The 26792-nt window shown below is 46.3% G+C and carries 25 protein-coding genes and 1 pseudogene; 1 reads left to right on the plus strand and 25 read right to left on the minus strand.

Going from position 1 to position 26792, the window contains the following annotated elements; genetic code table 11:
- Window positions 1-104: 104 nt before the first annotated feature.
- From NSB25_RS26475 to NSB25_RS26570, 20 genes and pseudogenes are all read right to left on the minus strand, one after another.
- Window positions 105-1130 (minus strand): helix-turn-helix domain-containing protein, encoded by a 1026-nt coding sequence (locus tag NSB25_RS26475; protein ID WP_146040189.1) that lies wholly within the window; start codon window positions 1128-1130, stop codon window positions 105-107.
- Between the two features lie 142 nt (window positions 1131-1272).
- A pseudogene (locus NSB25_RS26480) lies at window positions 1273-1551 on the minus strand (protein adenylyltransferase Fic); the annotation flags it as partial.
- On the minus strand, window positions 1532-3145 hold the full coding sequence (locus NSB25_RS26485) for a recombinase family protein (protein WP_103242266.1): 1614 nt from the start codon (window positions 3143-3145) through the stop codon (window positions 1532-1534). The pseudogene NSB25_RS26480 and the gene NSB25_RS26485, both read right to left, overlap by 20 nt.
- 2 nt (window positions 3146-3147) lie before the next feature.
- Window positions 3148-3396, minus strand: a complete 249-nt coding sequence (locus NSB25_RS26490) for a hypothetical protein (protein WP_172455288.1) — start codon at window positions 3394-3396, stop codon at window positions 3148-3150.
- Between the two features lie 45 nt (window positions 3397-3441).
- Complete coding sequence (locus NSB25_RS26495) at window positions 3442-4293, minus strand: metallophosphoesterase family protein (protein WP_103242264.1); 852 nt, start codon at window positions 4291-4293, stop codon at window positions 3442-3444.
- A gap of 715 nt (window positions 4294-5008) precedes the next feature.
- Window positions 5009-5428, minus strand: a complete 420-nt coding sequence (locus NSB25_RS26500; RefSeq protein ID WP_103242263.1) for a sigma-70 family RNA polymerase sigma factor — start codon at window positions 5426-5428, stop codon at window positions 5009-5011.
- Between the two features lie 470 nt (window positions 5429-5898).
- Window positions 5899-6249, minus strand: coding sequence for a winged helix-turn-helix domain-containing protein (locus tag NSB25_RS26505; RefSeq protein WP_103242262.1), 351 nt, complete (start codon window positions 6247-6249; stop codon window positions 5899-5901).
- A 25-nt stretch (window positions 6250-6274) separates the two neighbouring features.
- Window positions 6275-7021, minus strand: coding sequence for an SIR2 family NAD-dependent protein deacylase (locus NSB25_RS26510; protein ID WP_103242261.1), 747 nt, complete (start codon window positions 7019-7021; stop codon window positions 6275-6277).
- The gene (locus tag NSB25_RS26515; RefSeq protein ID WP_103242270.1) at window positions 6981-8813 is read right to left on the minus strand and encodes an ABC transporter ATP-binding protein; all 1833 of its coding nucleotides are present in this window, start codon (window positions 8811-8813) and stop codon (window positions 6981-6983) included. The genes NSB25_RS26510 and NSB25_RS26515 overlap by 41 nt, the downstream gene beginning before the upstream one ends.
- A 13-nt stretch (window positions 8814-8826) precedes the next feature.
- On the minus strand, window positions 8827-10590 hold the full coding sequence (locus NSB25_RS26520; RefSeq protein ID WP_103242271.1) for an ABC transporter ATP-binding protein: 1764 nt from the start codon (window positions 10588-10590) through the stop codon (window positions 8827-8829).
- A gap of 67 nt (window positions 10591-10657) precedes the next feature.
- Window positions 10658-13024, minus strand: coding sequence for an ABC transporter permease (locus NSB25_RS26525; RefSeq protein ID WP_242982616.1), 2367 nt, complete (start codon window positions 13022-13024; stop codon window positions 10658-10660).
- 263 nt (window positions 13025-13287) lie between these two features.
- The gene (locus NSB25_RS26530) at window positions 13288-13671 is read right to left on the minus strand and encodes a DUF6262 family protein (RefSeq protein WP_103242259.1); all 384 of its coding nucleotides are present in this window, start codon (window positions 13669-13671) and stop codon (window positions 13288-13290) included.
- The gene (locus NSB25_RS26535) at window positions 13640-15157 is read right to left on the minus strand and encodes a tyrosine-type recombinase/integrase (RefSeq protein ID WP_103242258.1); all 1518 of its coding nucleotides are present in this window, start codon (window positions 15155-15157) and stop codon (window positions 13640-13642) included. Before NSB25_RS26535 ends, NSB25_RS26530 begins: the two co-directional genes overlap by 32 nt.
- Window positions 15117-16889: a tyrosine-type recombinase/integrase gene (locus NSB25_RS26540; RefSeq protein ID WP_103242257.1), complete on the minus strand. Its 1773-nt coding sequence runs from the start codon at window positions 16887-16889 to the stop codon at window positions 15117-15119. Before NSB25_RS26540 ends, NSB25_RS26535 begins: the two co-directional genes overlap by 41 nt.
- Window positions 16890-16904: 15 nt before the next feature.
- Window positions 16905-18020, minus strand: a complete 1116-nt coding sequence (locus NSB25_RS26545) for a tyrosine-type recombinase/integrase (RefSeq protein WP_103242256.1) — start codon at window positions 18018-18020, stop codon at window positions 16905-16907.
- A gap of 302 nt (window positions 18021-18322) precedes the next feature.
- On the minus strand, window positions 18323-18688 hold the full coding sequence (locus tag NSB25_RS26550; RefSeq protein ID WP_103242254.1) for a hypothetical protein: 366 nt from the start codon (window positions 18686-18688) through the stop codon (window positions 18323-18325).
- Between the two features lie 20 nt (window positions 18689-18708).
- Window positions 18709-19053, minus strand: coding sequence for a recombinase family protein (locus NSB25_RS26555; RefSeq protein ID WP_103242269.1), 345 nt, complete (start codon window positions 19051-19053; stop codon window positions 18709-18711).
- Between the two features lie 45 nt (window positions 19054-19098).
- Window positions 19099-19497: a type II toxin-antitoxin system PemK/MazF family toxin gene (locus tag NSB25_RS26560; protein WP_103242253.1), complete on the minus strand. Its 399-nt coding sequence runs from the start codon at window positions 19495-19497 to the stop codon at window positions 19099-19101.
- A gap of 38 nt (window positions 19498-19535) precedes the next feature.
- The gene (locus tag NSB25_RS26565; protein WP_242982615.1) at window positions 19536-19952 is read right to left on the minus strand and encodes a hypothetical protein; all 417 of its coding nucleotides are present in this window, start codon (window positions 19950-19952) and stop codon (window positions 19536-19538) included.
- Window positions 19953-20614: 662 nt separating this feature from the next.
- Window positions 20615-21067: a sigma-70 family RNA polymerase sigma factor gene (locus tag NSB25_RS26570; protein WP_103242252.1), complete on the minus strand. Its 453-nt coding sequence runs from the start codon at window positions 21065-21067 to the stop codon at window positions 20615-20617.
- A 671-nt stretch (window positions 21068-21738) separates the two neighbouring features.
- On the opposite strand from NSB25_RS26570, the gene NSB25_RS26575 reads away from it, so the two are divergent.
- Complete coding sequence (locus tag NSB25_RS26575; RefSeq protein WP_103242251.1) at window positions 21739-22254, plus strand: VanZ family protein; 516 nt, start codon at window positions 21739-21741, stop codon at window positions 22252-22254.
- Window positions 22255-22472: 218 nt separating this feature from the next.
- Here the strand turns inward: NSB25_RS26575 and NSB25_RS26580 are convergent, their stop codons facing one another.
- The 5 genes from NSB25_RS26580 to NSB25_RS26600 form a co-directional block, all read right to left on the minus strand.
- Window positions 22473-22892 carry a winged helix-turn-helix domain-containing protein gene (locus NSB25_RS26580; RefSeq protein ID WP_103242250.1) on the minus strand — a complete coding sequence of 140 codons (420 nt, stop codon included), beginning with the start codon at window positions 22890-22892 and terminating at the stop codon, window positions 22473-22475.
- 325 nt (window positions 22893-23217) lie between these two features.
- Window positions 23218-23862 carry an ATP-binding cassette domain-containing protein gene (locus NSB25_RS26585; RefSeq protein ID WP_103242249.1) on the minus strand — a complete coding sequence of 215 codons (645 nt, stop codon included), beginning with the start codon at window positions 23860-23862 and terminating at the stop codon, window positions 23218-23220.
- Window positions 23856-24563 (minus strand): hypothetical protein, encoded by a 708-nt coding sequence (locus tag NSB25_RS26590; RefSeq protein WP_146040188.1) that lies wholly within the window; start codon window positions 24561-24563, stop codon window positions 23856-23858. Before NSB25_RS26590 ends, NSB25_RS26585 begins: the two co-directional genes overlap by 7 nt.
- A 744-nt stretch (window positions 24564-25307) precedes the next feature.
- Window positions 25308-26102: a hypothetical protein gene (locus tag NSB25_RS26595; protein WP_103242246.1), complete on the minus strand. Its 795-nt coding sequence runs from the start codon at window positions 26100-26102 to the stop codon at window positions 25308-25310.
- A 77-nt stretch (window positions 26103-26179) separates the two neighbouring features.
- Complete coding sequence (locus NSB25_RS26600; RefSeq protein WP_103242245.1) at window positions 26180-26593, minus strand: hypothetical protein; 414 nt, start codon at window positions 26591-26593, stop codon at window positions 26180-26182.
- Window positions 26594-26792 lie beyond the last annotated feature (199 nt).

Genomic DNA, 26792 nt, shown 5'->3' on the forward strand with positions numbered 1-26792 from the left:
TTTTTCAAGGCATAGTACCCACTATGTCCAATGTTTATGTCCATTTTTCTCAAATTTCTTTTCCTGCACCATATTCAGTTGTCAATTTTCAGTTAGAATCACATTCATTGAGATTCCGAGAAGTTATCATACAGCCAGCAGAAATCTCTCGTCTCAACAGGGACTCCAAACTCCCCGTGCACCGCTTCCAGAGCCTCGGCCTGCTCTCTCCACCTCTGTATCTTCTTTTCCGCTTCCTCTGCTTTTCCGGGCGCTCCCGCAGCCCGCTGCCCTGCGGCAATCTCCCGGGCCAGCTCCTCTGACATCCCCAGAATCTCCCACAGATAATGCAGCCGCCCGGCCGCCCGCAGTCTGTCCATGGCCTCCTCACACAGCGCCAGACCGTCCGCCTTCTCCCCCAGCCCCCAATTTCTCAGGGCCAGTCCGTCCCGGCACAGATAATATACCACTTTGGGGTATATTTTTGCCCGGCTGACCGCATCGAACCTGGAGTCCCCAATCTGATACAGAAGCTCCCTGTAATATTCCTCCCTGTTCTGCGGCCTCTCATGATAAATCCACTCCAGCAGCAGATTCAGCTCCTGCACGGAGCAGACTCTCCCACGGATCCCCTCGGAGGGAGAATTTACCGTCAGCTCCAGGGCCTCTCTGAATAAATCCCCCGCCTTTTCCTGTTGTCTTTTTTCCTGCTGCCAGATTCCGTCCGGTACTTCTGTCACATCCCCGCTTTGCAGAAGCTGAGCTTCCATGCTCAGGCAAAACTGCCGTTCCAGCCGTCTGTCCACATCCTTTTCTGCTTTTACCTCATACTGCTCCCGATATTCCTCAAGAAGCCGGTATGCTTTCTCCCTGCTCCCCCGGGCTGTCAGGTACAGCAGCTGCTGCCGCTTTTTCCATGGTATGTAATCCTCCTGGAAGAGAAGGCATTCATAGACGTCCGGCGATATGCCCAGGCGCTGCAGAAGCCTGTCCTGCAGTGCCTTCCCCGCGGCTCGCGTACCCACCTCAATCCGCGCCAGCTCACTGGCGGAGCACAGTCCTTCCGACAGCTGTTCCAGAGTAATCGCATACTTTATCCGATGCTCTTTCAGGAAATATCCGAATCTTTCATCCTCTCTGTATTCTTTCAATCGGGGCTCCTTTTTCTGATTATCGTCCTGCAATCCTATTCTTTCGGCAATATTCTATCGCTCTACAGGGATCTTGCCTTGGTTTATAGATATTGCTATTTTGTCGGACTGAATATAGACAGCTTATTAAAGTGCGTCCATCCTATAATTCTTCTGTCTTAAAGGTATTATATCCCTCATAATAATAACTTACATCAATGCCTTTCATATATACCTCCCTATCATCTATCTGATCTGTTAATGCTTCCTTCAGTAAAACCTTAATTTCCACATCTTTAATTGGACTTCTTTCCATTGCAGGCAAATAGTCTTCTTTGTCAACCTTATTCCAGTCTACAACTAATTTTAATTCCTTTTTCAAAATCAAATCTAACCATATGCGCGTGCTCCTTCCATTCCCTTCAGGCAATACCACATTGAGACCCCGCAAGGAAACGATAGTTAATTTCTACTTTCTGCTTACGATCTCTGCCGGTTCCCTCCGCCTGATACACATAAATGCTATCTATCAGCTCCACCAGCATAGAACGGTTCAGCTCGGTTACAGTTTCATATTTACGTATGGTTTCCAGAAATTGATTGGTACTCTGGGTTTTCTTTTCCTCGGCCCTGATCCTTGCTTTCAGGTCATCCCTCTTGTGGGTAAGCTCTTTCTGCTCGTTCTCATAAGCCGATGACATTTTCTCGAAGCGCTCGTCTGTAATCTTACCTAGGGCATTCTGCTCAAAGAGCTTCATAATCACATTGTCAATTTCTGCAATCCTCTTTTCAGCTATTTCCAGGTCTTTCCTGAATTGCTTGATTTTCTGGCCGCCGCCTTTCTCGCTCAATTCGTGCATTTCCTCGATAAACTGATCGCCCAGGGCCTCCATGCTCTTAATGTGCTTCTGAATGTCGCCCATAACAATCTGCTGTAATGCGTCATACGAGATTGCGTGCGTCGTACAAAGATTGCTGTTTCTCGCATAGGTCCTGCAGCGGAACCGGGGGTCTCTCCCGTTTGGATTGGAGAACGCCATATTGCGGCCACAGTCCGGGCACTTCACAAGTCCCACAAACATATTGGGGCAGCCTGTCTTATTAGGCCGTTTCTTCACACTGATAAATTTCTGCACCAGCTCAAAGGTTTCCTCGTCCACGATAGCCTCATGGGTATTTCGGACTATGATCCATTCCTCTTTAGGGACAGATACCAGTTTTTTGTTCTTAAATGATTTTGTCTGTGTCTTGTGAGATACCATGTGACCCAGGTACACTTGATTCTCCAAAATCATTTTTACATTTTTCCCCACCCAATCTGTCGGGAACTTGAATCCGGTGCTTGTGTCCAGCGTGCCGTTCTTCATTGCCCGATATGCCCGTGGGATTAAGATTCCATCCTCGCATAGAGTTCTTGCAATCTGGTGTACGCTGTTGCCCTGCTTCGATAATTCAAAAATTCGCTTGACGGTAGGCGCTGTTTCCGGGTCAACCAGCAACTGGCGCTTGTTCTTTGGATCGACCATATAGCCATATGGGGCAAAGGAACCGCAAAACCCGCCATTCAAAGCCATTGTTTTCTTGACGCTGCGGATTTTCTTTGATGTGTCACGGGCATAATACTCATTCATAATGGATTTGAATGGCATCATTTCATTTTCATCAAACCGTGTGTCAACATCATCATTCAGGGCAATAAACAGAATGTCATTGTTGGGGAAAATTTCTTCCACATAGTACATGAACATGGCGTTGTTGCGCCCGAAACGCGACATATCCTTAACCATGATTCCGGTTGGCCTCGTATCGTCCATAGCATCCTTAATCATACGGTTCAGGTCGGGCCGGTCGAAGGTGGTCCCGGAAATGCCGTCGTCCACATATTCGCCGATTACCTCAAATCCTTTTTCCTTTGCGTGATACCTCAACATCTGCAGTTGGTTGGTAATGCTGTTGCTTTCCTTGTCTGCGTCCCCGTCATCCTTGGATAAACGTGCATATAATCTAACTGGAAGTTTTGTCTGCTGTCTTAACATCTCTACTCCTTTCCAACAGCAAACAAACTACTCTGTACTCTATGATTATACCATGTTTCCAAACTTTTTTCAGCTATTTGCTGCGCTGTTTTTTCGGCTAATTTGAAATGTTTTCCTGTTCGATTTCCTGCTGTATCAGCCTTTTTATCAAATGCTGCAGTTGAACCGTTCCAGAAAAAGTTGCGGTCACATAAAATGTCGTATTCCCAATCTGGACTGTTTCTGACTGTTTTTGGTTCTCCATGTTCCACCTCATTTCCGGGTAACAAAAAAGCACCATCACTGGTGCTTTCCTGTCATTTTACATTTATAACCTTCCGCGAGTATTCCCTGCTTTGCAGGTCAATCTCCGCATAGACCATATCGTTATCGTGAAGCTCTGTCTGGCCCGTCTGAATACAGGCTGTGCTGCGTATCTGGTTTATCCACCTTCCTTTTTGCGTATCAGGGCTTTCGTGAATATGCCCGTGCAGGGAGAGCAGCGGCTGCCTCTCTTTCAGAAACTCGTAAATATCCACAGAGCCTATATCCAAATCCTGATACAAAAGCTGCCCCAGCCTTAACCCGGCAGGAGGCATGTGCATCACATAGACTGTCTGCTGCGGGTTTTCCGGTTCAGGCAGATCATTCAGAATGTCGCACATATACGGAAGCTCTGTCCTTGAATATTCCAGCCAGTTATATATCCTGTCATAACCATACTCATTAGAAATACCGGCGACAGGGCTTAGCTGCCTCTGCGGAATATAATGTGTTTCCGTAACAACCCTGTCCTTACAGCCGAAAGGGTGGTCTAAAATATGATTCATGCCAATAAATTCATATCCACCGATACGAACCTTTTTGCCGGCTATATTATGAACATTTTCATATTCCCCGCAAACTGTATCAAACAGCCCATCCACCGACAGGAGATCATCATTTCCTAACATGGCGAGATATGTAATGCCGTGTCTTTGAAGTTCTGAAAAATAGCCTTTCAAAAACTCATTGATGAATATGGGCTGCTCCAGGTGCCTTTCGCCAAGTTTAGGGAGCATATCCCCGCCATTCACAATGACGCTGATATTTTTCTCAACGGCAATGTCCAGCGATTTCCTGTATTTGTTTTTATCCCCATGCAAATCTGTAACATATAATATTTTCATGTGCATACCACCTTTGTACTGTTTTCAAAAATCTGCCTTTCTGATTATACCATACCGTGAGATAACTTTCAGCGTGTTACTTTGCCTTTTGCCGGAGATAATGCCGCATTTATTCCCCCTTTCCGTGATTTCTGTTTTCTTTTATCGAAACCACATGAATAAGTCGGGCCTGCGCTCTTAAAGTCACAGACCCGGCCCATTGTATCTGATTTCGATTAGCTGCCGTATTTGCCACGCCCCCCGGCAAGCCCTGAACGAACAGAGCGGGGCTGTTACAGGCTGCGGATAGCATAACCACATCATAGCCCCGCATACGCCGCCGCTTTGCCAGAGCAGACGCACGCCGCAGGAACTCTCCCCAAGTCTTTAGGGAGCCGTGAAGAAGTACCATTATGATCTGTGTCGTTGTCGCGCCCGACCTGCCACAGCCGGTTTCGTGGGTTGCGTTGATCGCTCGGACAGCCTCAATTCATCACCTCCTTAGGCCGCCTGTCACCGCGCCGCCCCATCTGCCGCTCGGAACACAGAATGAAGTACCTGTAACAGCGTGTATTCGGTTGTCAAGGAGCAAGCGAGGGGCGTGGCAGTTTTGACAGTTTTTCAGTTGGGGCGGGCGGTTGCATGTGCGCCGCCACACCCGCCAGGCTTGTCCCGCCGGATAAATATGTCCCTCTATTATTCATTTCATTTTTGAGGGTTATTTTCGGGGGCAGGATTAAATTTCTTCCAGAATTTTTTTCAGGCGCCGGAGCCCGCGCTGGATTCCCTCATGCACGGAGCTTACCGCCGAGTGTTCGCTTTTGGCAATTTCCGAAAGGCTCATACCCAGCAAATAGTGCGAGCATATCCGGTTCCGCTGCTTTTCAGGCAACAGGGAAATAGCCCGGTAAAGCCTCGCATGTTCTTCCTCCTGAACCAGAACATCTTCCGGCGCCAGCACAATCACAAGGGCGTCCCGTTCAACATTCTTGTCATAGTCCAAAGAAAAATAAGCCTTATGCCGGTATGTACGGAGAATGTAGGCAGCCTCCGCCAGCTTATATTCCCGGAGCAGATCAGCCACCTCGTCCGGTACTTCAACAATCGTGTCCTGCGTATAAAGCGGGTAATACTCCCGCAGATTGATTTTCTTCATGGTAATCCTCCGATTTCGATTTTTTAGTTGACTGGCTGAACCGAAATCAGAGGGCGGGGAACGACAGCTATAAACAGCATGGATTCCCCTATATTTCAAAAAAATAATGTGCACCCTAAGAAATTCAGGTGCACAAAATAACAATTCTCCTATATTGTTTGAAAAATGATGTTGGATAATCGTGAATAATGTCGAAAGAAAAAGCGCCGTAATCCTTTTTTCATGGACTACGGCGCATAGAGCCTTACATGTATAATAAAATCGTCGTTGCTCTGTATCTTTCGGAAACATCCCCCAAGCCTCCAATCCAAAGAGGAACGGAGGGCTATTATGCGGTCAGTCTCCCTTTACGCAGAATTATACTTGGGATATTCCTTTTATTTTTCCCGAAACATACTTCGTTTGTATAGCGTTATTGCTGTTTTTGGTAAGCAGCCTCTAAATCTGCTCGTATTCCATCTCAATGCCATCTACATTTCAAACTTATATCCGACGCTATGAACACTTTTGATATAATCCGGCATTTCCGGTATAGTCTTTAATTTTTTTCGCAGATTGCTGATATGATTATTTATAGCTTTACGAGAATATTTATTACATTCTTCATTCCATACAATGTCCATAATCATTTCATAAGTAAATACGCGATGGGGGTTCAAAATAAGTAATGCCAATATATCAAATTCCTTTGCAGTAAGTTCTATCTCTTGCCCAGCTACTTCAACTAACCGATATTCAAGGCAGAAATGTAAAAATTCAGTCTCTACAATGGTTAATGGATCATTGTTAATCCAACTATGATTTGCATTTTGTTCCTCCATGTATTCACCCCCTGTTCAAAAAAATTTATTCTAACAAGGCAAAAACTTCATCCGCCCCTTTCCGAATATTCAATACCGACACATCATCAAACTGTGTAGCTTTCGGATTGATCTGCACAATCTTTGCACCAGACCGGATATAAGGATAATAAACCCCGCCATAGCTGCCCTGTGCGCCGATAATGATAACAAGCTCCGCCTGTGCCGCATAGCTCCTTGCTTTCCGCACTTCATCCTCCACCAGTCCGATATGCTTATATACAGGAAAGGCTCCAATCACGCCTCCGCATTTTTCGCAGCGCGGGGTTTTTCCCTGGTTCCATATCTGCACATCATTGTACTCCTGCTCGCATTTCAGACACTTATTAAACCCAAAGCTACCCTGAATCTCCGCCACATTTCTGGAGCCTGCCAGCGTATGCAGACAGTCAATATTCGTAGTTATGACGCCCTGCAGCAGACCGCACCTTTCATATTCCGCCAGTTTCCTATGAGCAATGCTCGGCCCGTTCTCAAACATGGCATTTAAAAACGCTTTCCTCGCCGTATTGTAATAATGGTTCGGCGCACTTTTCAACAACGCCGAAGAACTCATTTGCAGGACTAAGGGAAAATTCATATGTGCAAAATCCATAATTCCGGCTGACATTGAAATCCCTGCGCCGGTAATGGCAACCGTATAGCGGCTGTCATTGATAAATTTTTGTAACTGTAAAATCTGTTCCTCCATTTCAAGATGCCCGTTCAAACTGGCTGTTGTAAAGTTCTGCATAGAAACCTCCCTTTTTCAGCAGCTCCGAATGATTCCCGCTTTCCACAATATCCCCGTCCTTCATAACCAGAATCAAGTCCGCATTTTTAATCGTAGACAGGCGGTGTGCAATTACAAAGGAAGTGCGCCCTGCCATCAGCTTATCCATTGCATTCTGGATCAGGATTTCGGTACGGGTGTCCACGGAGCTTGTAGCCTCGTCCAGAATCAGCATGGGCGCATTTTCTATCATCGCCCTCGCAATCGTGACGAGCTGCCTCTGGCCTGCGGACAGACTTGCGTTGTCATTCAGCACCGTGTCATATCCTTTCGGGAGCGTTTTAATAAAATGATGTAATCCCACCGCTTTGCAGGCCGCTACCATCTGTTTCTCCGTAACGCCCTCTTTAGAATAGACGATATTCTCACGGATCGTCCCCTCAAACAGCCATGTGTCCTGCAGAACCATACAGAACAGGTTATGGACATTCTCACGGGTAAGCTCCTGGATCGGCACGCCGTCAATCCTGATTTCCCCGTCCTGTGCCTCATAAAACCGCATCAGGAGATTTACCATCGTGGTCTTTCCCGCCCCGGTAGGCCCTACAATGGCAATTTTCTGTCCGGCTTTTACGGAAGCTGAAAAATCGTGGATGATTGTCTTGTTTTCGTTATACCCAAAACGGATATGCTCAAAATCCACATTCCCGTCCACCTCTGCCAAATGAGCGGATTTCCCTCTTTCGTCCGCCAGTTCTTCTTCCCCTAAAAATTCAAACACACGCTCACTGGCTGCCGCCGCAGACTGTAAACTGGTGGCTGCCTGTGCAAGCTGAGAAAGAGGCTGCGTAAAGAGACGGACATACAGCATAAATGCTACAATTACACTAAATGATATGGTTCCGTTCAGTGTCAAAACCGCACCGACCACGCAGACCACCACATAACCGAGATTCCCCACAAAGGCCATGAGCGGCTGCATCAGCCCGGACATAAACTGGCTTTTCCATGCGGAATGATACAAACGCTGATTCATTGCATGAAACTCATTTTTCGCCGCTTTTTCACCGTTGTATGCCTTCACCACATTATGGCCGGAATAGGTTTCCTCAATATGTCCGTTCAATGTGCCAAGCTCCTGCTGCTGCCGCTTAAAATATTTCTGTGACCGGGTAATAATAAGCATCATTAAGCCAAATCCTGAAAAAGCAGCTAATATGGCAGAGACAGCCATAATCCAGTTGGTATAAAACATCATAATTAAAGAGCCGGCAAACATAGCCGAAGCCGTCACCAGTGTCCCGACACTCTGATTCAGGGTCTGCCCTATGGTGTCCACATCATTTGTCACACGGGACAGGATATTCCCCGTACTGGTTCCATCAAAATATTTAAGAGGCAGTCGGTTGATCTTCTGCGAAATCTCTGTCCGCAGAGATTTTGATACTTTCTGCGTGACGGTCGCCATCACCATACCCTGGATCAGACTGAACAGCCACCCCAGGCCGTACAACGCCGCAAGCAGGACGGCGATCTCCACTACCGCCTCCACATCAATCCCCGTCATCAGCCCTTCGGTCATCAGATTTGTCATATCTGCCACCTTTCCCGGACCAATCAGATTCAGTATGGAGCCAGTAACCGCAAGCACCATAGCAAGCACGATTGCCGGAAGGTATCTGCCGCAATAGGCAAACAGCTTTTTCAGGGAACCGCTGAAATCCTTTGCCTTTTCTCCCGGGTTCGCTGAACCCGTTCCCATCCTTCCGCCTCCAGGCCCAAACCTGTGTTTGGAACCGTTGTTTTTCTGCATCTCATTTTTCTGTTCAGTCACTTTCCAATTCCTCCTTCGATAACTGTGATTCCGCAATTTCACGATAGACAGGACAATTTGCCAGAAGCTCCTTATGCCTGCCAATCCCCACAATCTTACCTTCATCCAGCACGATAATCTTGTCGGCATCCATGATCGTACCGATACGCTGTGCCACAATCAAGGTCGTAGCCGTTCCTGTTTCCTGTTTCAGCATTTTCCGAAGAATCCGGTCTGTCTTATAATCCAGAGCTGAAAAGGAATCATCAAAAATATAGATTTCCGGCCTGCGGTAAATGGCCCTTGCTATGGCAAGCCGTTGTTTCTGCCCGCCGGACAGATTCGTTCCGCCCTGCGCAACTGCCGTATGAAACCCACTATCCATGCCCTGGACAAAATCCCCCGCCTGTGCGATTTCTATGGATTTCCAGAGCAATTCTTCATCCACGCTCTGCCGCCCGTTTTCTCCATACGTCACATTGGACAGCACACTTCCCCTGAACATAACTGCCCGCTGTGAGACATATCCCAATTTCCTGTGAAGGGCCTCCTGGGTATATTCTTTAATGTTAATCCCGTCAATACAGATTTCCCCATCGGTCACATCGTAGAAACGGGGAACCAGGTTAATCAGGGTACTTTTGCCGCTTCCGGTAGAACCTATGAAAGCCGCTGTCTCTCCCCGATGGACGGTAAAGCTGATGTCTGTGAGAATCGCTTCCTCCGCATCCGGGTAGCGGAACGATACGCGCTTAAATTCAATTTCTCCCTGCTCGAATAATTCAGAACCGCTGATTTTACCATCCTTTATTTTTGTCTCCGTATCAAGCACCTCATTGATACGCTTTGCAGACACAACCGCCCTCGGCAGCACAATGAAAGTCATAACAAGCATCATAAACGCCATAATGATCTGCATGGCATAAGAGGAAAACACCACCATATCCGAAAAAATACCGAGCCGGTCTGTGAGCGCCGCATCATTGATAATATATACTCCCGCCCAATAGATAGCGAGCGTCAGCCCGGACATAATCAAGGTCATTCCCGGAAACAATACGGACATGGTCCTGCTGGTAAACAGGTTCGTCCTTGTCAGTTCCTCGTTTGCACCCTCAAACTTTTTCTCCTGATACCCCTCCGCATTATAAGCCCGCACCACGCGAATACCTGTGAGATTTTCCCTTGCCACACGGTTCAGGTTATCCGTGAGCTTCTGCATATTCTTAAATTTCGGCAGCACCAGGGCGATTACCGTGCCAAGCATTACCGTAAGGGTTGCAACCGCGCCTCCCGTGATGGTTGTCCATTGCCAGCTTTTCCCGGCTATCTTTAAGATTGCCCATACCGCCAGAATCGGCGCTTTAATCATTGCCTGCAGCCCCAATGCCACAAACATCTGTATCTGCTGAATATCATTGGTAGTGCGTGTAATCAGGCTCGCCGTAGAAAATTTCCCGATTTCTTCCATCGAAAAATCCATCGTCTTATTATAAACAGCCTCCCGCAGCCGCATGGCAAGCCCCGCCGCAATCTGCGCCACAAAGAAACCTACAATAAAAGCCGTCACAAGGCTCCCCAACGCACACAGCAGCATGGAGCCTCCCGCAGACAGAATCTCGCCCATTTCACTTCCGGGCGTCTGCACTAAAGCTGTAATCTCCCTCATGTAATCCGGCAGCCGCAAGTCCAGTCCTACCCCGCAGATAATAAACACAAGAGAGCATACGACAAACAGCCAGTCACGCCGGTTCATGTACTTTAATATTTTGAGCATAAAAACCTCCTGATAAATCATGTTATGGAAAGAAAGGGATGCACAAAGCACCCCCCTCCTAAAGTTGTTACTCTGTACGCAATGCCGCTACCGGGTCTTTCTTCGCTGCCCTTCTGGAAGGAATCCATCCTGCAATGACTGTGATTGCCACACTTAACAGGAGCAAGAGCAGCGCCGCCGTAATCGGGAGGGAAGCAGAAAGTTCCGAAGCGCCCAATAGGTTCTGGATAACCGAAGTGATCGGGATGGTCAGGAGAGCGGAAACACCCACACCCAGAATACCTGCCAACAGCCCCACAATCACCGTCTCTGCATTGAACACCTGTGAAATATTCCGTTTTGACGCACCTATCGCCCGCAAAATACCGATTTCTTTTGTACGCTCCAATACAGAAATGTGCGTGATAATTCCAATCATAATACTGGAAACAATCAGTGACACCGCAACAAACGCAATCAGCACGTAGGAAATTACATCTACAATCGAAGTAATGGAACTGGTAAGCAGCGCCACATAATCTGTATAAGTAATCTGCTCCTTCTTTTTGGCCCCCTCGTTGTAACGGTCGATACAGTCTGAAACTGCTTCTTTGTCCTCAAAGCTGTCCGTATAAATGCTGATAGAGGACGGGGCATCGTAGCTTACCTTCCCGAATTTTCTCATGTTTTCTTCAAAGGTAGGCCCGGCAATAAATATATCGTAAGCCGACACCAGGGTTTCCTGATCCGGGTCATTTTCCAGCCATTCATCCAGTGCCCTTGCCAATTCGATTTCATCTTCTTCCGTCCGTTCCACCCCTTCCATAGCCGCCATCTCACTGGGACTCATGGAAGGCGCGCCCTGCATGGCCTCTATATGCTCCTGCTCTTCCTGGGCATCCGTCTCCTGATGTTCCAGAATATTTGCATACATAGCAGCCTTATCGGAAATCCCCATATTTGACATATAGATCATTGCATCAGCAGCTTTTGCTTCATCATCCGCAGCTTTAAAATTGATTCCGTTTAATACATTGACTTCCGGCGTCTTTTCCTGTGCCAGAACAACCGCGCTTTCATCTGTATGTTTTATCACGTAATCAGTCAGCGCCACCGTGTATGCCACAGAAGTAGGGATTGACGCATTTTCAGCATCCGCCGCCGGACGGATAATACCGGTAATCTTCAAATTTACACTGTTTTCCAAAAGGGATTCTATCTGCATAACATCATCCCCGATATAGGTAAACGTGCCATCCTTATTTTCTTTATACTGGTCGCATGGTAAAACCATGTAAAAAGTATGTCCGCAGATTTCCTCATAGTCCCAAATACGTTCCTCTGCATCTTCCCCATTCTTAATCTGTTCGGTAATCTCTTTATGTTCCTCCCCGGTAATCAGACCAAGCTGGTATAATGTCCCTGCCGGAATCGAATTATTTTCATTCAACACAAGGACGACTTCATTGTAATTTTCCGGCCAGCTCCCATACAGCAGGTCATAACTGTCAAGAAGAATCGTGCTGACTGCTTTTCCGTCCGTCCCCGGCATCAGTTCGGAGAAATTTTCAGCCCCTGCATCGGAAGAACCGCTCATTACCTGATTCATCCGCTCCATATTTGCCATCGGGCCGCCCCCTGCTGCACTGTCCTCACTGGAAAGAGTGGACACACTGACCTGATCTATGTCCGCATCGGAGGCCACCAGGTTCCCGTCAGCATCATAAGAATAAATTCCAAAATGAGCGCCATAGGAATACACCACGCCATTCTCACCTAAATACTGGTGAATTTCACTTTCCGGATTATCCAGATACTCCTTAAACGCCGTCAGATTGTTCTCTTTAATATTTGACGCCATTTCCTCACTGGATTCGATAGCGCTGTAATCTGCGTAAACTCTGGTACGGTTTCCCTCTGCCGAAACCTCATTTTCCCGCCTGCCGCCTCTCGCCCCCATAATCCCGGACATATCCACGGATTGAGAACTAATCGTAATAGGATAGGAAGTCATGGTGCTTTTCTGTATATCTGAAATATAACCGTTTACCCCTTCTGCCAAAGCCAGGATCAATGCAATGCCGATAATCCCGATAGAGCCGGCAAAAGCGGTCAGAATCGTCCGCCCCTTCTTTGTCCACAGATTATTAAAACTTAGGGAAAGAGAAGTCAGAAAGGACATTTTTGCCTTCCCCATCCTTTTATGCCCTGCCCCTTCAGGCGTTTCTTCCGGCAGAAATGGATCACTGTCATCTGTAACCCTTCCATCCCGTAATTTCACAATCCTTGTAGAATACTGCCTGGCAAGCTCCGAGTTGTGCGTTACCATAACAACCAGCCGGTTCCCAGCAACCTTTTTCAATAGTTCCATGACCTGTATACTGGTTTCGCTGTCCAGTGCCCCGGTCGGTTCGTCCGTAAAATGTACCCTGCCCCCGCAATCCCTTGTAAACACTGGCTCTAACGGCATACAAAAGTGTGTATGGCGTTTTGTTTTTCCTGTCGTTTGCTGTAAAAAAAGCATGACCGCAGCCATACTTTCGACAATTTTTTTCTTCATTATATATGTGTGTGTTTATCCTGCCCCGAAACTCTGTGATCCCAGGCGTATTTCCATGCAGGATATGTACTCAAAAGTTCTTTGCCAATACCAACGACCAACAGGCATACTTTTGTGTATGTCGGCTGTCGGTTCTTACCTTTAAGGGCTATGTATTTTTACAGATTCCGGAGCAGCTCCCTGTTCTTCCGATCCAACGCCTTTTTCAGCTTTTCATTCTCCTGGCGCAGGGCATCCATTTCCTGCTGCATTGCCCGGATCTGTTTCTGCAGGGACAGGATCTCGTTGTTCATTGCCATGTCAAGTATGTTCTTCCTCGGATGGCTCACGCCGCCCTGCTGTTCCAGCACCTTGTCGAGTGTCTGGCGTACCGATGGGTTCTTGTAGAAAAAGCCTCTTGAAAGCCCTGTTTTTTCCATCAGCTTCGGGACTGTGACCTTTTCCCCCTCATCCATCAGTTCAAAGATGGCTTTCCTCGCCCTCTCAATCTTCTCATCGCTGGCTTTCCTGTTACATTCCAGCATCTTCTCGTATTTGTTCATATTCTTCCTCCCATCCGTCCAAATTCTGCAGGATGATCTCTGACAGCATATTCCTGACTTCCCGTGTCTCATCGGCCAGCGTCTGGTTGCTCATCTTCCTGTAATATTTCACGTTCTGGACGCTGCTGTGCCCCAGCAGCTTGGCTATGGTGAAATCGTCCAGATGCATCTCCGTCAGCTTCACCCCGTAATAGTGCCGGAACATATGGCTCCCGAAACCGAACAGCCTGCCATTGTCATCCCGCAGGTTTTCTTTATGGATCATTTCCACCACCTTGTTCTGCAGCCTGTTATACGGCAGGGGATTCTCCGGATTCTTATCGTCCACAAAGATGAATTTGGTCGGTCCATGCCGTTCCTCCGTATAAGCGATTGCCTTGCGGATCAGTTCTGCAAGATCGTGGCTCACCGGCTTTTCAAAAGTTTTTGTTTTCATCTGCCGTATCCTTATGATCGTTTCCCCGCCGCTGTCGTACAGGCAGTCCGTCTGGAGCGTCAGCGTGTCGGAGATCCGTGTGCCCAGCATCTGGTGTATGATCATTGCCCTGGCAATCTGTTCATCCAGCTTCACGGTCCCGGCATTCAGCCTCTGCAGTTCGCTGTCAGAGTATACTTTGAATTCCGGCTGGCGGGCCGGCGGGATGTCCCGGTTTAAGAACAGCAGCTCCAGGTTGGCATAGCCGCACACCTTGCCGATGCTCTCCAGGATGGCCCTGAGCCTGTTTAAGTCCGCATGGAAACTCTTGGTTTCTATATCCTCCGTTTTCAGGTATGTCAGGTATTCCTCCAGGACTTCCCTGCTGATATCCCGGCAGGACTGCACCTCTTTCTGCCTGGCGGCCAGGTATTCTGACAGCCGGCGCATTGCCGTCATCTCTTTCTGTACGCAGGCGATTGCTTCTTTCTGGAGGTTCAGGTATATGCCCTTTTTCAGTTCCTCCCGTATCCCAGGCTGTGATATTTTGGTGAAATTGACTGTCCTGTAATTCTTTATGGGGTTCGCCCTGACCGGGATATCCAGCCTTTCGATTTCCCATATATCCTTATCTGTCTCATCCCCCTGCATCCTTTTTTGCCCTGTGAATTCCAGTAACTGGATAAAATAACAGAGAAGCCTGCTCCTGCCTGTGCTCACGCTCCCGTATACCCCGTGCTTCTCGAAAGTCTGCGGGATGCCCTCTGACATCATCCATCCCTTAAACTGCCGCAGCCATGTTTCTGTGTCACGGTCGCCGAAGCTTTCCACACGCTTTGCTCGTTTCTGCAGGAAAATGCATACTTTTTTGAAAAACTGTCTCTCCCCATAAACGGTCATCAGGGACACGCTCCCTGCCCTGTGCAGGATGAATGCCGCAAATTCTTCCCGCATCTTATCTGCCGGGACGCCGCCCAGGTCATAGTGAGGGTCTTTCCCCATCCGTTTCCTCTGGATGTCCGTTGCCGCTTTATAGCTTTCCAGTCCTTTCAGGCTGATCCTGTTTTCCATCACTGCCGCTCCCTCCTTTCCTTATCTTCAGGCCGGCCGCAAGGCTGCCGTGCTCCTTAAAATATTTTTCGTTTGCTTTTTCTATCTTCCTTGGCATGTAGTCTATATACTGCTGGGTCATTTCCTCATAGACATGGCCCAGATAATCCCTCACGCCCTGCAGGGATACCCCGCTGTCGTAAAACAGAGTGGCTATGCCGTGGCGGTAGTCGTGGGACCTGAAAATGTATTCCCCTCCTTTTATGCCGTTTTTTTCACAGCATTCCTGCATCTTCAGCCGGAATGTGGCGCTCCTGTAGGCTTCGCCCTGGCTGTTCTGGAACGCATAATCATCCGGCCCTATCTGATGTTTTTTCAGGTATACCATCATCAGGCGGTACAGGGCGTATGGTATGGGTATCCGCTTATAACTCCGCATCTTCGTCTGGTAGACCTGTACCCATGCATCCTTTCCCTGTATGTAATAGGCATCCCCCTTCAGTATGCAGACCTCGCTGATGCGCAGGCCGATGCCCCACAGATGCAGGTACATCAGCCGGATGTCCTCCGGGAAACCGGGGAGCTTTTGCAGTATCTCAGCCCGGATTTCTGCATCCACGCTCCTGTCATTATGTTTCGGCACCACTTTTTTCAGGTAATAATCCACACAGAATGGCGCCCTCTCAATGTACCCCCTTGCGATCAGGAAGTTGAAAAAATGCTGTATGCTCATGACCTGCGCATTATAGGATTTCGGCTGGAGTCCCTTGTCCGCCAGTTTCAGGAAGTATTCCTCCATCTGCTTCCCTGTGGCCTGGCAGATATCTTCCCGCCCTGCCTCTGACAGGAAGTTCCTTACCCATATCATCTCTGTCCGCAGGACGCTGATTGACAGGTTCGTGACCCCTATCCCATAACGCATGTATTTCTTCAGAAGTTCCCGGTTTCCCTTGTGCGTAACCTCCAAAAACGACATAGCCTTTACCGGTTTTGCTGGGTTCAGGCGTTCCGGCTGTATGTGCAGGCGTTCCATGTACCACACATTTGCATCCCAGCAAATTTCGGCAGCCTGCATAAAAAGCGCCTTCCTGCATAGGTCGATGATGCCGTATGCCGCTCCTTTTTCCCCGGATGCCTGCATGGTTTCCTCAAATTCTTCCGCCTGCACAAGTTCAATCCCGTCAATGCTGGCAATCTTCCTGTCAATGCAGAAACCGTACAGTTCTTTAAGCCTGCGGAGATGAACCTGTAGCTGGTCCCCATTATAATTCCCGATGACATAATGCAGGCTGGCAAAAATCTGTCGTTTCATCTTCTCCGGCGCTTTCTGCCCGAAATCCCATGCCAGCCTGCCCTTGTTGGCGGCATCGATGAACCGCTCCGCAATCTCCGGGTCCGGATGGTATGGCAGGAACAGGATTCCGTTTCCGTATTCTGCCGTGGGCCTTCCCCTTTCCCGTACCGCCCTCACCTGCTCTTTGATGGAGTGCAGCTTGACCAGGTCCATGGCCTTCAGGTATGCCATGTATGCCGTGGATCGGAACTGCCCTTTCAGGAACTGCTCATATGCTGCCCTTGCCGGGTAGTCCAAATCACAGATATGCCAGATTCCCCTGCCCTCCATGAATGCCCTGAGTTTATTGCGGTGTGTGGGGAGTATCTCTGTGCATTCCGCAAGCTCCCTCTCCAGCTGTTCCTGTAATTGTCCTGTGTCCTCCTGCGGCGCCGCCTGCAGGTATTGGTATGCCTGCATACCCACCACCCTTTCCTATGGCATCTTCCCGATGCCGTAATTTACGGAATGCTTCTCATAGAACTCCCGGCTCGCCTCCAGCAGCTTGTCGTCCAGGATGCCCAGGTATTTGATCGTGGTATCCAGGTGCTTATGCCCAAGGGCCTGGCTGATCAGTTCCAGCGGCCAGCCTGCATTCCATCTTGTGACTGCGAAATACCTCCGCAGCATGTGCGGCGTCAGTTCCGTCCCTGTCTTTTCCGCCACCCGATCCAGCATGGCGTAGACGCTGTCCACTTTCAGCGGCTGCCCCGCGGTATCGCCGGAGACGTTGATGAACAGGTAATCCTGGTGCTGGAGGAGTTCCCTGTACTCGGCGAGGTATCCCATCAGGAATTCAAAGGCATCATCGCTGATCTTGGCTTTCCGGTACTCCGCATTCTTTGCGCGGGCATCGTTCTCGTTGTCGTCGCGGAAGTACACACCGATGGTATGTCTCCCATAGTCGATGTCCCTTGCATAGTACACTCCCAGGATCTCCCCGATGCGGAACCCGGTCTCTGCGATCAGCAGGAGGAGCAGCTGGTCCCGGCTGTTGGTGCATGCCTGCAGGGCGGCGATGATTTCTTCTTCGCCTGCCGCCCTCACATTCCGTTCCTCCGCTTTCATGTAGCCGCCGAAAGACCTGCACCGCAGCGTCCTCTTGACGCCTGCCGCATTCGGCACCGTGATCTGGCTGTAGGAAAGCACCCGCAGGCTCGGCGCATATCCGCATTCCGACATAAAAAGATAGAACCCGAACACATCCTTTAAGTATGCGTTGCAGGTCCCATTGTCGGCATCCCCTGTTTTCTTTTTTTCTGTATGGCATCCCTCTTTCAGCCAGTACAGGAACTGCGTGAAATGGCTGCTCTGTTCCTCATACCCCATGCCGCAGACCGTCTGGAAGTCCAGGCCCTTTTCCGCCAGGTATTCCAGGTAACAGCAGATGGAAAAAGCGTACCTCTTTACCGTGTTCGGGGAAAGGTTTGCCTTTATCTTGTGTTTCAGATACTTGCTCGGAAGCAGGGCGATGTCCAGCGTCTCCCCGTCCATGATATAGAAATACTTTGTCGTGCCCTCGACCGCTGTCTCCACCGTATACCGTTTCATCCGCTTCCGCCTCCTTCCCTGACGCCATACACAGTATACTGTGTAGGCGTGATGTTATCCATATCCATACCCAACAAACATTTCTGCCCCAAATATGGCAGGACCGACAAAAGGGTGTCAGTCAGTCTGATAGCTCCCTGCCACGCTGACCGCTATGCCAGCCACCACATAGATGGCGGCCAGAAAAAGTATGATAAACACTGCCGTTCCAATGATCCACGCCATGTCCTTCCCTCCCTTCGGTTCCAATATGTTTCTTTCTGTCTGTGATCCTGTTTTCCATGTCCTGTGGGGTTCCACCCTCAGATCTGCATGGACTGTGCCATGCCTCCCGTTTCCGCCATCTGGGGGACCTGGCTGCCGGAGAACATGTCAGCCAGGAATTTCCTGCCGCCCAATTCGCAGGCCAGCTGGAACGCCTCGTTGAAGCCGCCGCATTTCCTCTCCGCCCCCGGCCTGAACAGCGCCTCCCCGATATGGGGGATGGCTCCCTCATAATTCCCGACCTGCAGCGTCCCGTCCTGGGTGATGCGCATATAGATCCCGGATTCCCCGCCGCTGTAATAGAGGCAGCCGCGCCCGTTCATCCGTGTCACCGCATCCTCCACCCACATGTGCCGGCTGCTGGATGTCACCGCCTGCCAGTGTTCAAATTCCCTCTGCTCCATGCCTGCCTCCTTTTTTCTGCCTATATCAGTTCCATCGGCCCGGTCAGCGGGGAATACACCTGTAGGCCGCAGCCCTCCGCCAACGCCTTAAGCTGCGCCATCTGCATGGACGAATGCGTCAGGCAGCGGCGGCTGGTTACCAGCAGGATATCAACCTCCCCCCTAGTGGCGGCATCCACAAAACGCCGAAAGCCGCTGCGCTCCCACAGCGGCTTCCTCCCGATGTCGCTGGAGCTGCCTGCAATTTCAAATTCCATCTGCTCCGCATATCCACAGAGCAGCTGTCGCTGTTTCTTTAATGCGTCATTTTCATCCTCCGGTGCATCGATTGAGCAATATGCCCATGCCCGTTTCCTGCTTTCCATAAGCCGTTCCCCCTTTCTGTCCGGCATCCGTTTGCCGGAGGGCCTCTAATCTCCCTCTTTCCTTGCCTGCGGTTCCGGTTCCTCCTGGGGGAAAAGTATCCCCTCCAGCCCGAGGCTGACCGCTATGGCATGGTCCACATCCTGCATGGTCGCCCTGCCCGCCCGGCCTATGTATTCCTTCAGCCTGGCACGGTCAATGGTGCGCACCTGCTCCAGCAGGACGGTGGATTCCTGTTCCAGCCCGCAGGGGCTGTCCTCCAGCCTGATGTGGGTGGGGAGCGGTTTCTTCCCCTGCCTGCTGGTAATGGCCGCCGCGATCACCGTGGGGCTGTGCCGGTTCCCCATGTCATTCTGTATGATCAGCACAGGCCGCGTGCCGCCCTGCTCGCTCCCGACCACCGGTGCCAGGTCGGCATAATAAATGTCGCCCCTCCTGATGCCCATGTCCGTTTCCTCCTTTCTGGCAGGATACCTCCCTGCCCTTATCCAAGTTCCATGCCGTATTCCGCCATGGTCACTGCCCTGTCCTCCGCCGCAAAATATGCATCTGCCTGCTTCCTGTCAAGCTGGAGGATTTCCCCGGCTGCTATCTCCCCGGTCTGGATTTTTGCCAGCCGGTTAAAGATCTTCGTGCGCATCCCCGGCTCCGGTCTGCCGTTGATAAAGCCCCCGCTGATGTCAAGGAAGGGCCTGTCCGCGATGTCTGTGACAGTTATCCTGTATGCGTCACGGTGGCTGCTGATAAAATCCGCCAGGTTCTCAGGCGTTGTGGCAATCAGGTATTCCCCCGTGGGAGTCCCTTCACCCATTGTACCAACGTCTGACGGATACACATAGGCATAGCCCATCCGCTCCGTATCCATAATCTTTCCCATCATGTCTATGGTTTTCTGATCCATGCATTCCCTCCTGTGAAAACATCTGCTTTCAAACATCATTTTTATATTTTCATGACACAAGGACGGCGGCAGCTCCCGGTGCTGCCGTTTGGATACATCCTCCCGGCTCCCCGGCTGTCTGCCGCCGTAGTTTCTATCATGAAGGCATTTCCCCTCCGGGGAATTCCCCGGCCCGGAAAATGCCTGTCCTTCGTCTTTTATTTCTATATGCCCCTGTTCGACACTACTCCCCGGAGCGGGCGCAGGATGCGCCCATAGGCAGCAGGCAAAGACCGGCCCTGGCTTAAGGCCGTCATGGGATTCGCACCCCTCCGAGGATCTCTCCGGGCCGCCCTCATTGCGTGATCCCGCTCCTGCGGGGCTGTGACTGGACGGAAGTATCATTATAGGCTGTCCATTTCATGGCAAACGGCCCGCCACAGGCCGCCTTGGGACGGGCATTTGCCGCTCTGCACCTTTGATGTCATCTTTTTGACAGGTTTTGCCCTGCAGGTGGTCCTGGCGTGCCCTCCGCTCCGCTTTGCTCTTTCAAGCTGGACAGCTAACGTATCTATGCTGCTGGATATGACCGCCTGGCGGCGGTATTTTTCAATGGGCAGAGGGGAGGAAAAATTCCCCTCTACTTACTTCCACGTTGGCAGGGCGTTTTGCACACCCTGAAATCAAAAATTTTCCAAAAAATTTTTCAGTTTCCCCAGGATGCGGTTCTTCCGCTTGTGTATGGCATTGCGGTATATCCCCATGTCCGCTGCCGCTTCCCGCTCGGTCTGGCCTTGGAAAAACAGGCGGTCTATCAGCTCCCGCTCATCATCAGAGAGCAGGGAGAGCGCTTTATGTAACTGCGCGTACTGGATCTTCCGCAGCACAGTTTCCTCCACGCTCTCGGTTTCCCCGGCAAACTGCACCTCTTGGTCTGCCAGCCGTTCCAGGGAATCCTCCCTGCTGGGTATGGTGGTTATGGTCTGGTCCTCCTGGCTTACGATGGTCTGCTCCATCTTCAGGTCATATTCCTGGTACTGCATTTTTCTTTCTGTGGTTTTAAGCAGGCTGATCACTTCCCCGCCCGCATCCGGATACATCTTCCTGTAATCCGGGATTCTGTATGCCTTTGCCATAGGCTTGTCCTCCTTCATTTCCGAATTTCTTAAAAACGAAGGACAGGCGGCGGGCCGCGGCAGTTTTTCCTGACATAAAAAGAGCGCAGACCCTTTTTGCAGGGTGCGCTCTTTTGTAAAATTATAGGGCTTTCTATATAATCAGGTGGGGGAATGGGGCATTTTGTCGGGCATAAAAATACCGCAGTTCCTTGGTGAACTGCGGTGTGTATGGAGAGTGTATAATATTCTACTTTATACGGCATCGACTCCATATTATCCCCTTTCCGGGGATATTCGGTTTCCTAGCACCTCTTTTCCCCTTGGTAATCTGCCAATAGGGATATTATAGAATACACAAATGTAAGTTAAGTGTATATAAAGTGTAGAACTGATGTAAAATATCGCAAATTATGACACGGAAGAACGCATTTTGACAAATAAGTTGTATTTTTATAGTCTTTGCGCGATAAAAGCATATAATACTGACACTATATATTATAATTTTTAATAGATATCTCTTATAAAGTTTAAAACAAGTCTTTTCCTTTTGATTTATAAAACATTCTAAATTAGGGTAAATCTTGCATTTGTGTATGAAAATTGATATAATGTAATTGTAAGAACTCTTAGACAATTTTATTGTCAAAATTGATGTACATAAAATCGAATGTTATTAAAGAAAGGATACAATGAAATACCTAATAGATATCATAGCACTAGTTTTATTATACACCTTTGTTTTTTTCAGAAAATGGAAATTAAAAGGCAAAGATGTACTGCTCGTCAATACGCTGATGTATGTATATTTGTCCTTTGTACTTTACTTCACCCTCATGCCTGTCATAACATCTCTACCGTTCATTCTGAACCATCCGTACAAACTTATGAATATGGTTCCGTTTGTAGATGTTTTAACAGGACGCGGGGATTTCGTGCGGCAGATTTTGTTGAATGTTATTATGATGCTACCGTTTGGTTTTTTGTTCCCTATGACGCATGATCCCGCCGTCGGATTTTGCAGGACGGTTTTCTTTTGCTTTTTTATTAGTTTAGGTATTGAATTACTACAACCGCTTATTAACGGTTTTCGTTCTGCAGACATCACGGATTTAATTACAAATGTAATCGGCGGAATGGTCGGTTATGTTCTTTATATTGTTTTTAGGCCGATTACATCATGGGTTTTAGCTCATTTTAGGAAGTAAAAAATCCTGTGCGCCTAACAAAAATTATATATGCCTTATCAGGACAAGATTGAGATATGTCTTGCATTTTTCTGTAAAAAATGTATATAACAATCAATTATTCACATAAATACTTATCTTGGACAGCGATTTTTTATAAAGATTTGCAAATTGGATCTGACAATGGGCAAAAAAGAAACCTAGACTGCATGTTTCAAAATCCTGCTGTTTGTAATTTGTTATTCCTCTGATGCCACTTCAAAACAGTACCCGACTTCTCTGACACAGCGGATAGTAAATGAGGCATCCGGCATCGCTCGATACAGTTTCCCTCGCAGGTTCTTGATCTGGCATTTCACTGCATTGTTCTCACTACCGAATGCCTCATCTCCCCATACCTTATGATATATCTGCTCATAAGTGAGAACCTGCCCCTTATTCATTACCAGAAAGCAGAAGAGATCATACTCTTTTGCAATAAGGCTGATCTCCTGCCGACCACGGTATATCTTTCTGCGACTTGGATAAATCTCCAACCCTGATACTGACAGTATCGATTCGTCATTCATTTGTATATATTCAAAATTTGGGTGATGTTTTAAGATTGCCAGCATCTCATCAAAAACCGAAGTATCCTTTCCATTAAACTCAATTATCATTATTCGTCCGATACTATCGCCCTCTTTTCCCTATGCATTTTAGGATGTCTATTAGCGTTCAACAATAAGCACCCCCTTTTAATTATTTGTAATTCATAATTTTCTTCCTCTGCACATCGTACTATGCAACATGATACATCACTTTCGTAAAAACTTTCATGTGCTAAAAAGAAAGCGGCATTATCATATATGAATGTAAATGCGTACCAGGAAACCATTTCTTTGATGTCATTAATATACACACAGTCACTATGTCATCCAAACCAAGACCATACTGGCTGTCATAATATTTGCTATCAGCCTCTCAGTAAATGCATTAACATCTTCAAGCATCCTGTAGACTCACGGGAATAATCTTTCCTGCAGTAAATTCAAAAATATAATCTGACAATTCCTCAATATCACCAGCAATATGGCTTGTAAGCAAAATAAGTCTGTCCGGAGACTTTAATTCTAAAAGTAATTGTTTTATTTGCGCCACACCCTGTTTATCTAATCCATTAAATGGTTCATCTAAAATAAGGATCTTTTGTTTTTCCATAATTGCCTGAGCTATAGCAAGTCTCTGACGCATACCTAAAGAAAAATTTTTAACTTTTTCATTATTGTCAAGCTCCAGTCCCACCATTTCCAATGCAGTTCTTATTTCCTCATCGTTTATGATGTTCTTTATTTGGGCTAAATATTTCAAATTATCATATTGTGTATAGTTTTCTATGAATCCTGGCTTTTCAATGAGGACACCCAAATCAGGCAAAAAATCAATATCCTTACCAATAACTTGATCATTTAAGACAACAGTTCCACTATCAGCTTTCAAGAAGCCGCAAATAGTTTTAAAAAATACCGATTTCCCTGATCCGTTTGGTCCTATAAAACCATATATATTTCCGAATTCCAATTCCAGATCAACATTATCAATTATTACCTTTTTCTTGAATTTTTTTGACAATCCGCTTATTTTCAACATATGTTTACTCTCCTTTTTCTAATTAAAGCACCATAAAAAATTGCAATACACAAATCCATACCTGCAATCAATAACAATATCTTTACGAAACCAATACGACTTCTGAGAACTAAGAATCTAACAGTTGACATTGCAGGTAAAATTGGTATGGGCAAAAATGTGTTTAATATATATACTGCAATTATATATAAAAAACTGTTTTCTATCGAATAGCAATCGTTTGCAATAATATATAAAATCATAATTCCTAAAAAGCCCAAATCGTCTACTGCTAAATAGAAAAGACTTGATGCGGTCTGCTCTAAATAAAATCCCGAAAAACAATAGTATACAATGTGAGAGATAGTAAGCAGGATTTCCCCCAAAATAATAACCACCGCCGAATAAGCATATATAAATTTCTTATAATTAGTTGTCCTCGAAAGAATATAGATCATTATATCACAAGATAATTTATCAACAATTTTCCCTACGGCAATAAATACAATCGATACATTTAAAAGCTTTAATAAGACAGTACTGAAACCCCAAAAATAAATATCGTTTCCTCCTTGCCAGAAAATACTGCCGCTTTCTTCGTTAAGTTGAACACCTGTAAAATTTGCATAAATAAAATCTACCAAAGCAAAAAGTATAATGGAAAATAAAATATCTTTTTTAAACTCTTTAACGATTATTTTAAAGAGCGTCAACACTTTCATTCTCTAAAAACTCCCATCTCTTAGAAAAATAATTAATTGTAATCCAGATATACAGCACTAAGTATCCAATCAAGTGAATATTAAAAAAGACAACGGAGTCCCATAAATTAACACCATCAATTGAAAAAACATAACTTTCACCAGCCGAAAAATCTAATATTGGTATGTATTGTCCTTTTATTCTTAAAACCTCCATTGGAGATGTAAATATAAGATAAAGGAGAAATGGTAATACGCAAACACTTCCTCCCCTTTTTTGGAGATTCGGATATGCAAACCTAATGGTATAAATTATATACTGAATTAGCAATCCAAGCAATATATATCGAATCAATAGAAAGAAAAATGTTATAATCAATTCTGGACTAACAAGTGATACACCTTTTATCAGCAAAAAAAATATTGGCGTGGATAATACTATACAAGTAGATATGCAAGTAGATATTGCCAATATAACGCAATCTTCAAAGATCATTCTGCGTTTACTGCACGTTCTCGAAATACAACTGTAGTATGTAGAGAAAACACTTGACTTATGCTGAATCACCATAATAGGAATACAAATAAACCACAAAAAAAGATCCTTTTTCAAAAGGCTAAAATAACCAGAAATAGTAGTGAATTTATTGATATACATGTAAATAATCAAAAAAAAGACTTGAAGAAATATCATCAAATATATTAATGGCGATGTGTAAATCAGTCTTAACTTATTTTTTATAAAACGAAACCGTTTCATATACATCAATTTCCTCTTTTTTGGTAGATCTTCTCCGAAACCATCAATAATATCAAACCAACAATAACATATATACCTATCAAAACACAATATCCGCTAATACGAAATGCCCCTTGATATGGCCGCATAACCACATTGGGTTGCAATGCTGTTGGTAAAACCATATCCAATACCCCTACTATTATAAAAGGTGTTACGATTACAGCGATCTTGTTTTTAAAAAAAGACGTTACTCCTATAGCAAAAATCAAAAAACCAAAATAGTATATAATATGTGAAATAAAAACTAAAGCAAAATACAACATAGGATTTTCTATAAAATAGTCTTCTTTAAAAGATACTATTCCCTGCACAAATTCAAGAGCTGTATCATGTTGTGTTAATAAACCAGTAACAACCGCAAAAAGCATCTCAGAAAAAGCCAATAATGCTGTGCCAGATAACGCAATAGCAAATGTTTTGTGTATAATATACTTCAAATTTCCTTTTCTGCCAACACAAAAATATCTAAAACGATTTGTTTTCTCTAATAAATATGTACTTAGATATGGCGCAACAAGTATCACTGGTGCCAATGCCTGTATCATATAATATGAACTTTCCCACACTCTGTACATGTTTCCATAATATTTTTTATAAAATATAATATCATCTATGTTTTGTATATCTTGGGCAGAATCTATTTTCAATGCCGTTCTCCAGCCGCCATAATATGCATTTATAATCATCAATCCAACAACTGCAACGATAAGAATAATATTAGATTTTTTAAGCAAAGCTCTTTTTAATTCACTTCTCATAATAATGCCACCTACTTAATTTAAAAGAATGTTGGGATTAAATAAACATTGTTACTAAATACGATTTAGGTGTTATTTTAGTAGGAATCAATATTCCATGTGCCCTGCGTATTTGCCGAAGAATTCCATGCACCGCTGTCTCTCTTTACACGAAGTCTATACTTCTTATTCTGAACGGTTGTATTGCGTTCAAATTCACGAGTCGCAAAAGTACCTTCTGCGGAAAATGCAACTACTCTGGATTCATCATTTGAGTTTACAATATCATATGTAAATGTTGCATCACTCGGTTCAACATATGTGCATTCCACAACAGGATTTTCATCTGCAGAATACTTATATGCCTCAGAAGAATACTTCCACGGGCTAAACATGCCGGATGTCAAATCGAAAGAAAACTTTGTATTATATGCATATGCTGTAGCAGTACATGCAAATACGAATGTGAACACCAGCGCCACTTTTGTAAATTTTTTAATAACATTTTTCATTACATCATTCCCTCTCTTTCACAAACAAAACAACTAATCCCAACATTCATTTGTTGAGATATAATATACTACTGTACTGACATGTTGATATATAGTTAAAACATACTGGTAAATACAGCTGTTTTGGTATATACTAAGAAAAAAACGGCGGTGATTCCTATGGCAAGACCCAGAAAATATGTAATCAAGCTTACGGAAG

This window comes from Acetatifactor muris, assembly GCF_024623325.1.
GTDB classification, from domain to species: domain Bacteria; phylum Bacillota; class Clostridia; order Lachnospirales; family Lachnospiraceae; genus Acetatifactor; species Acetatifactor muris.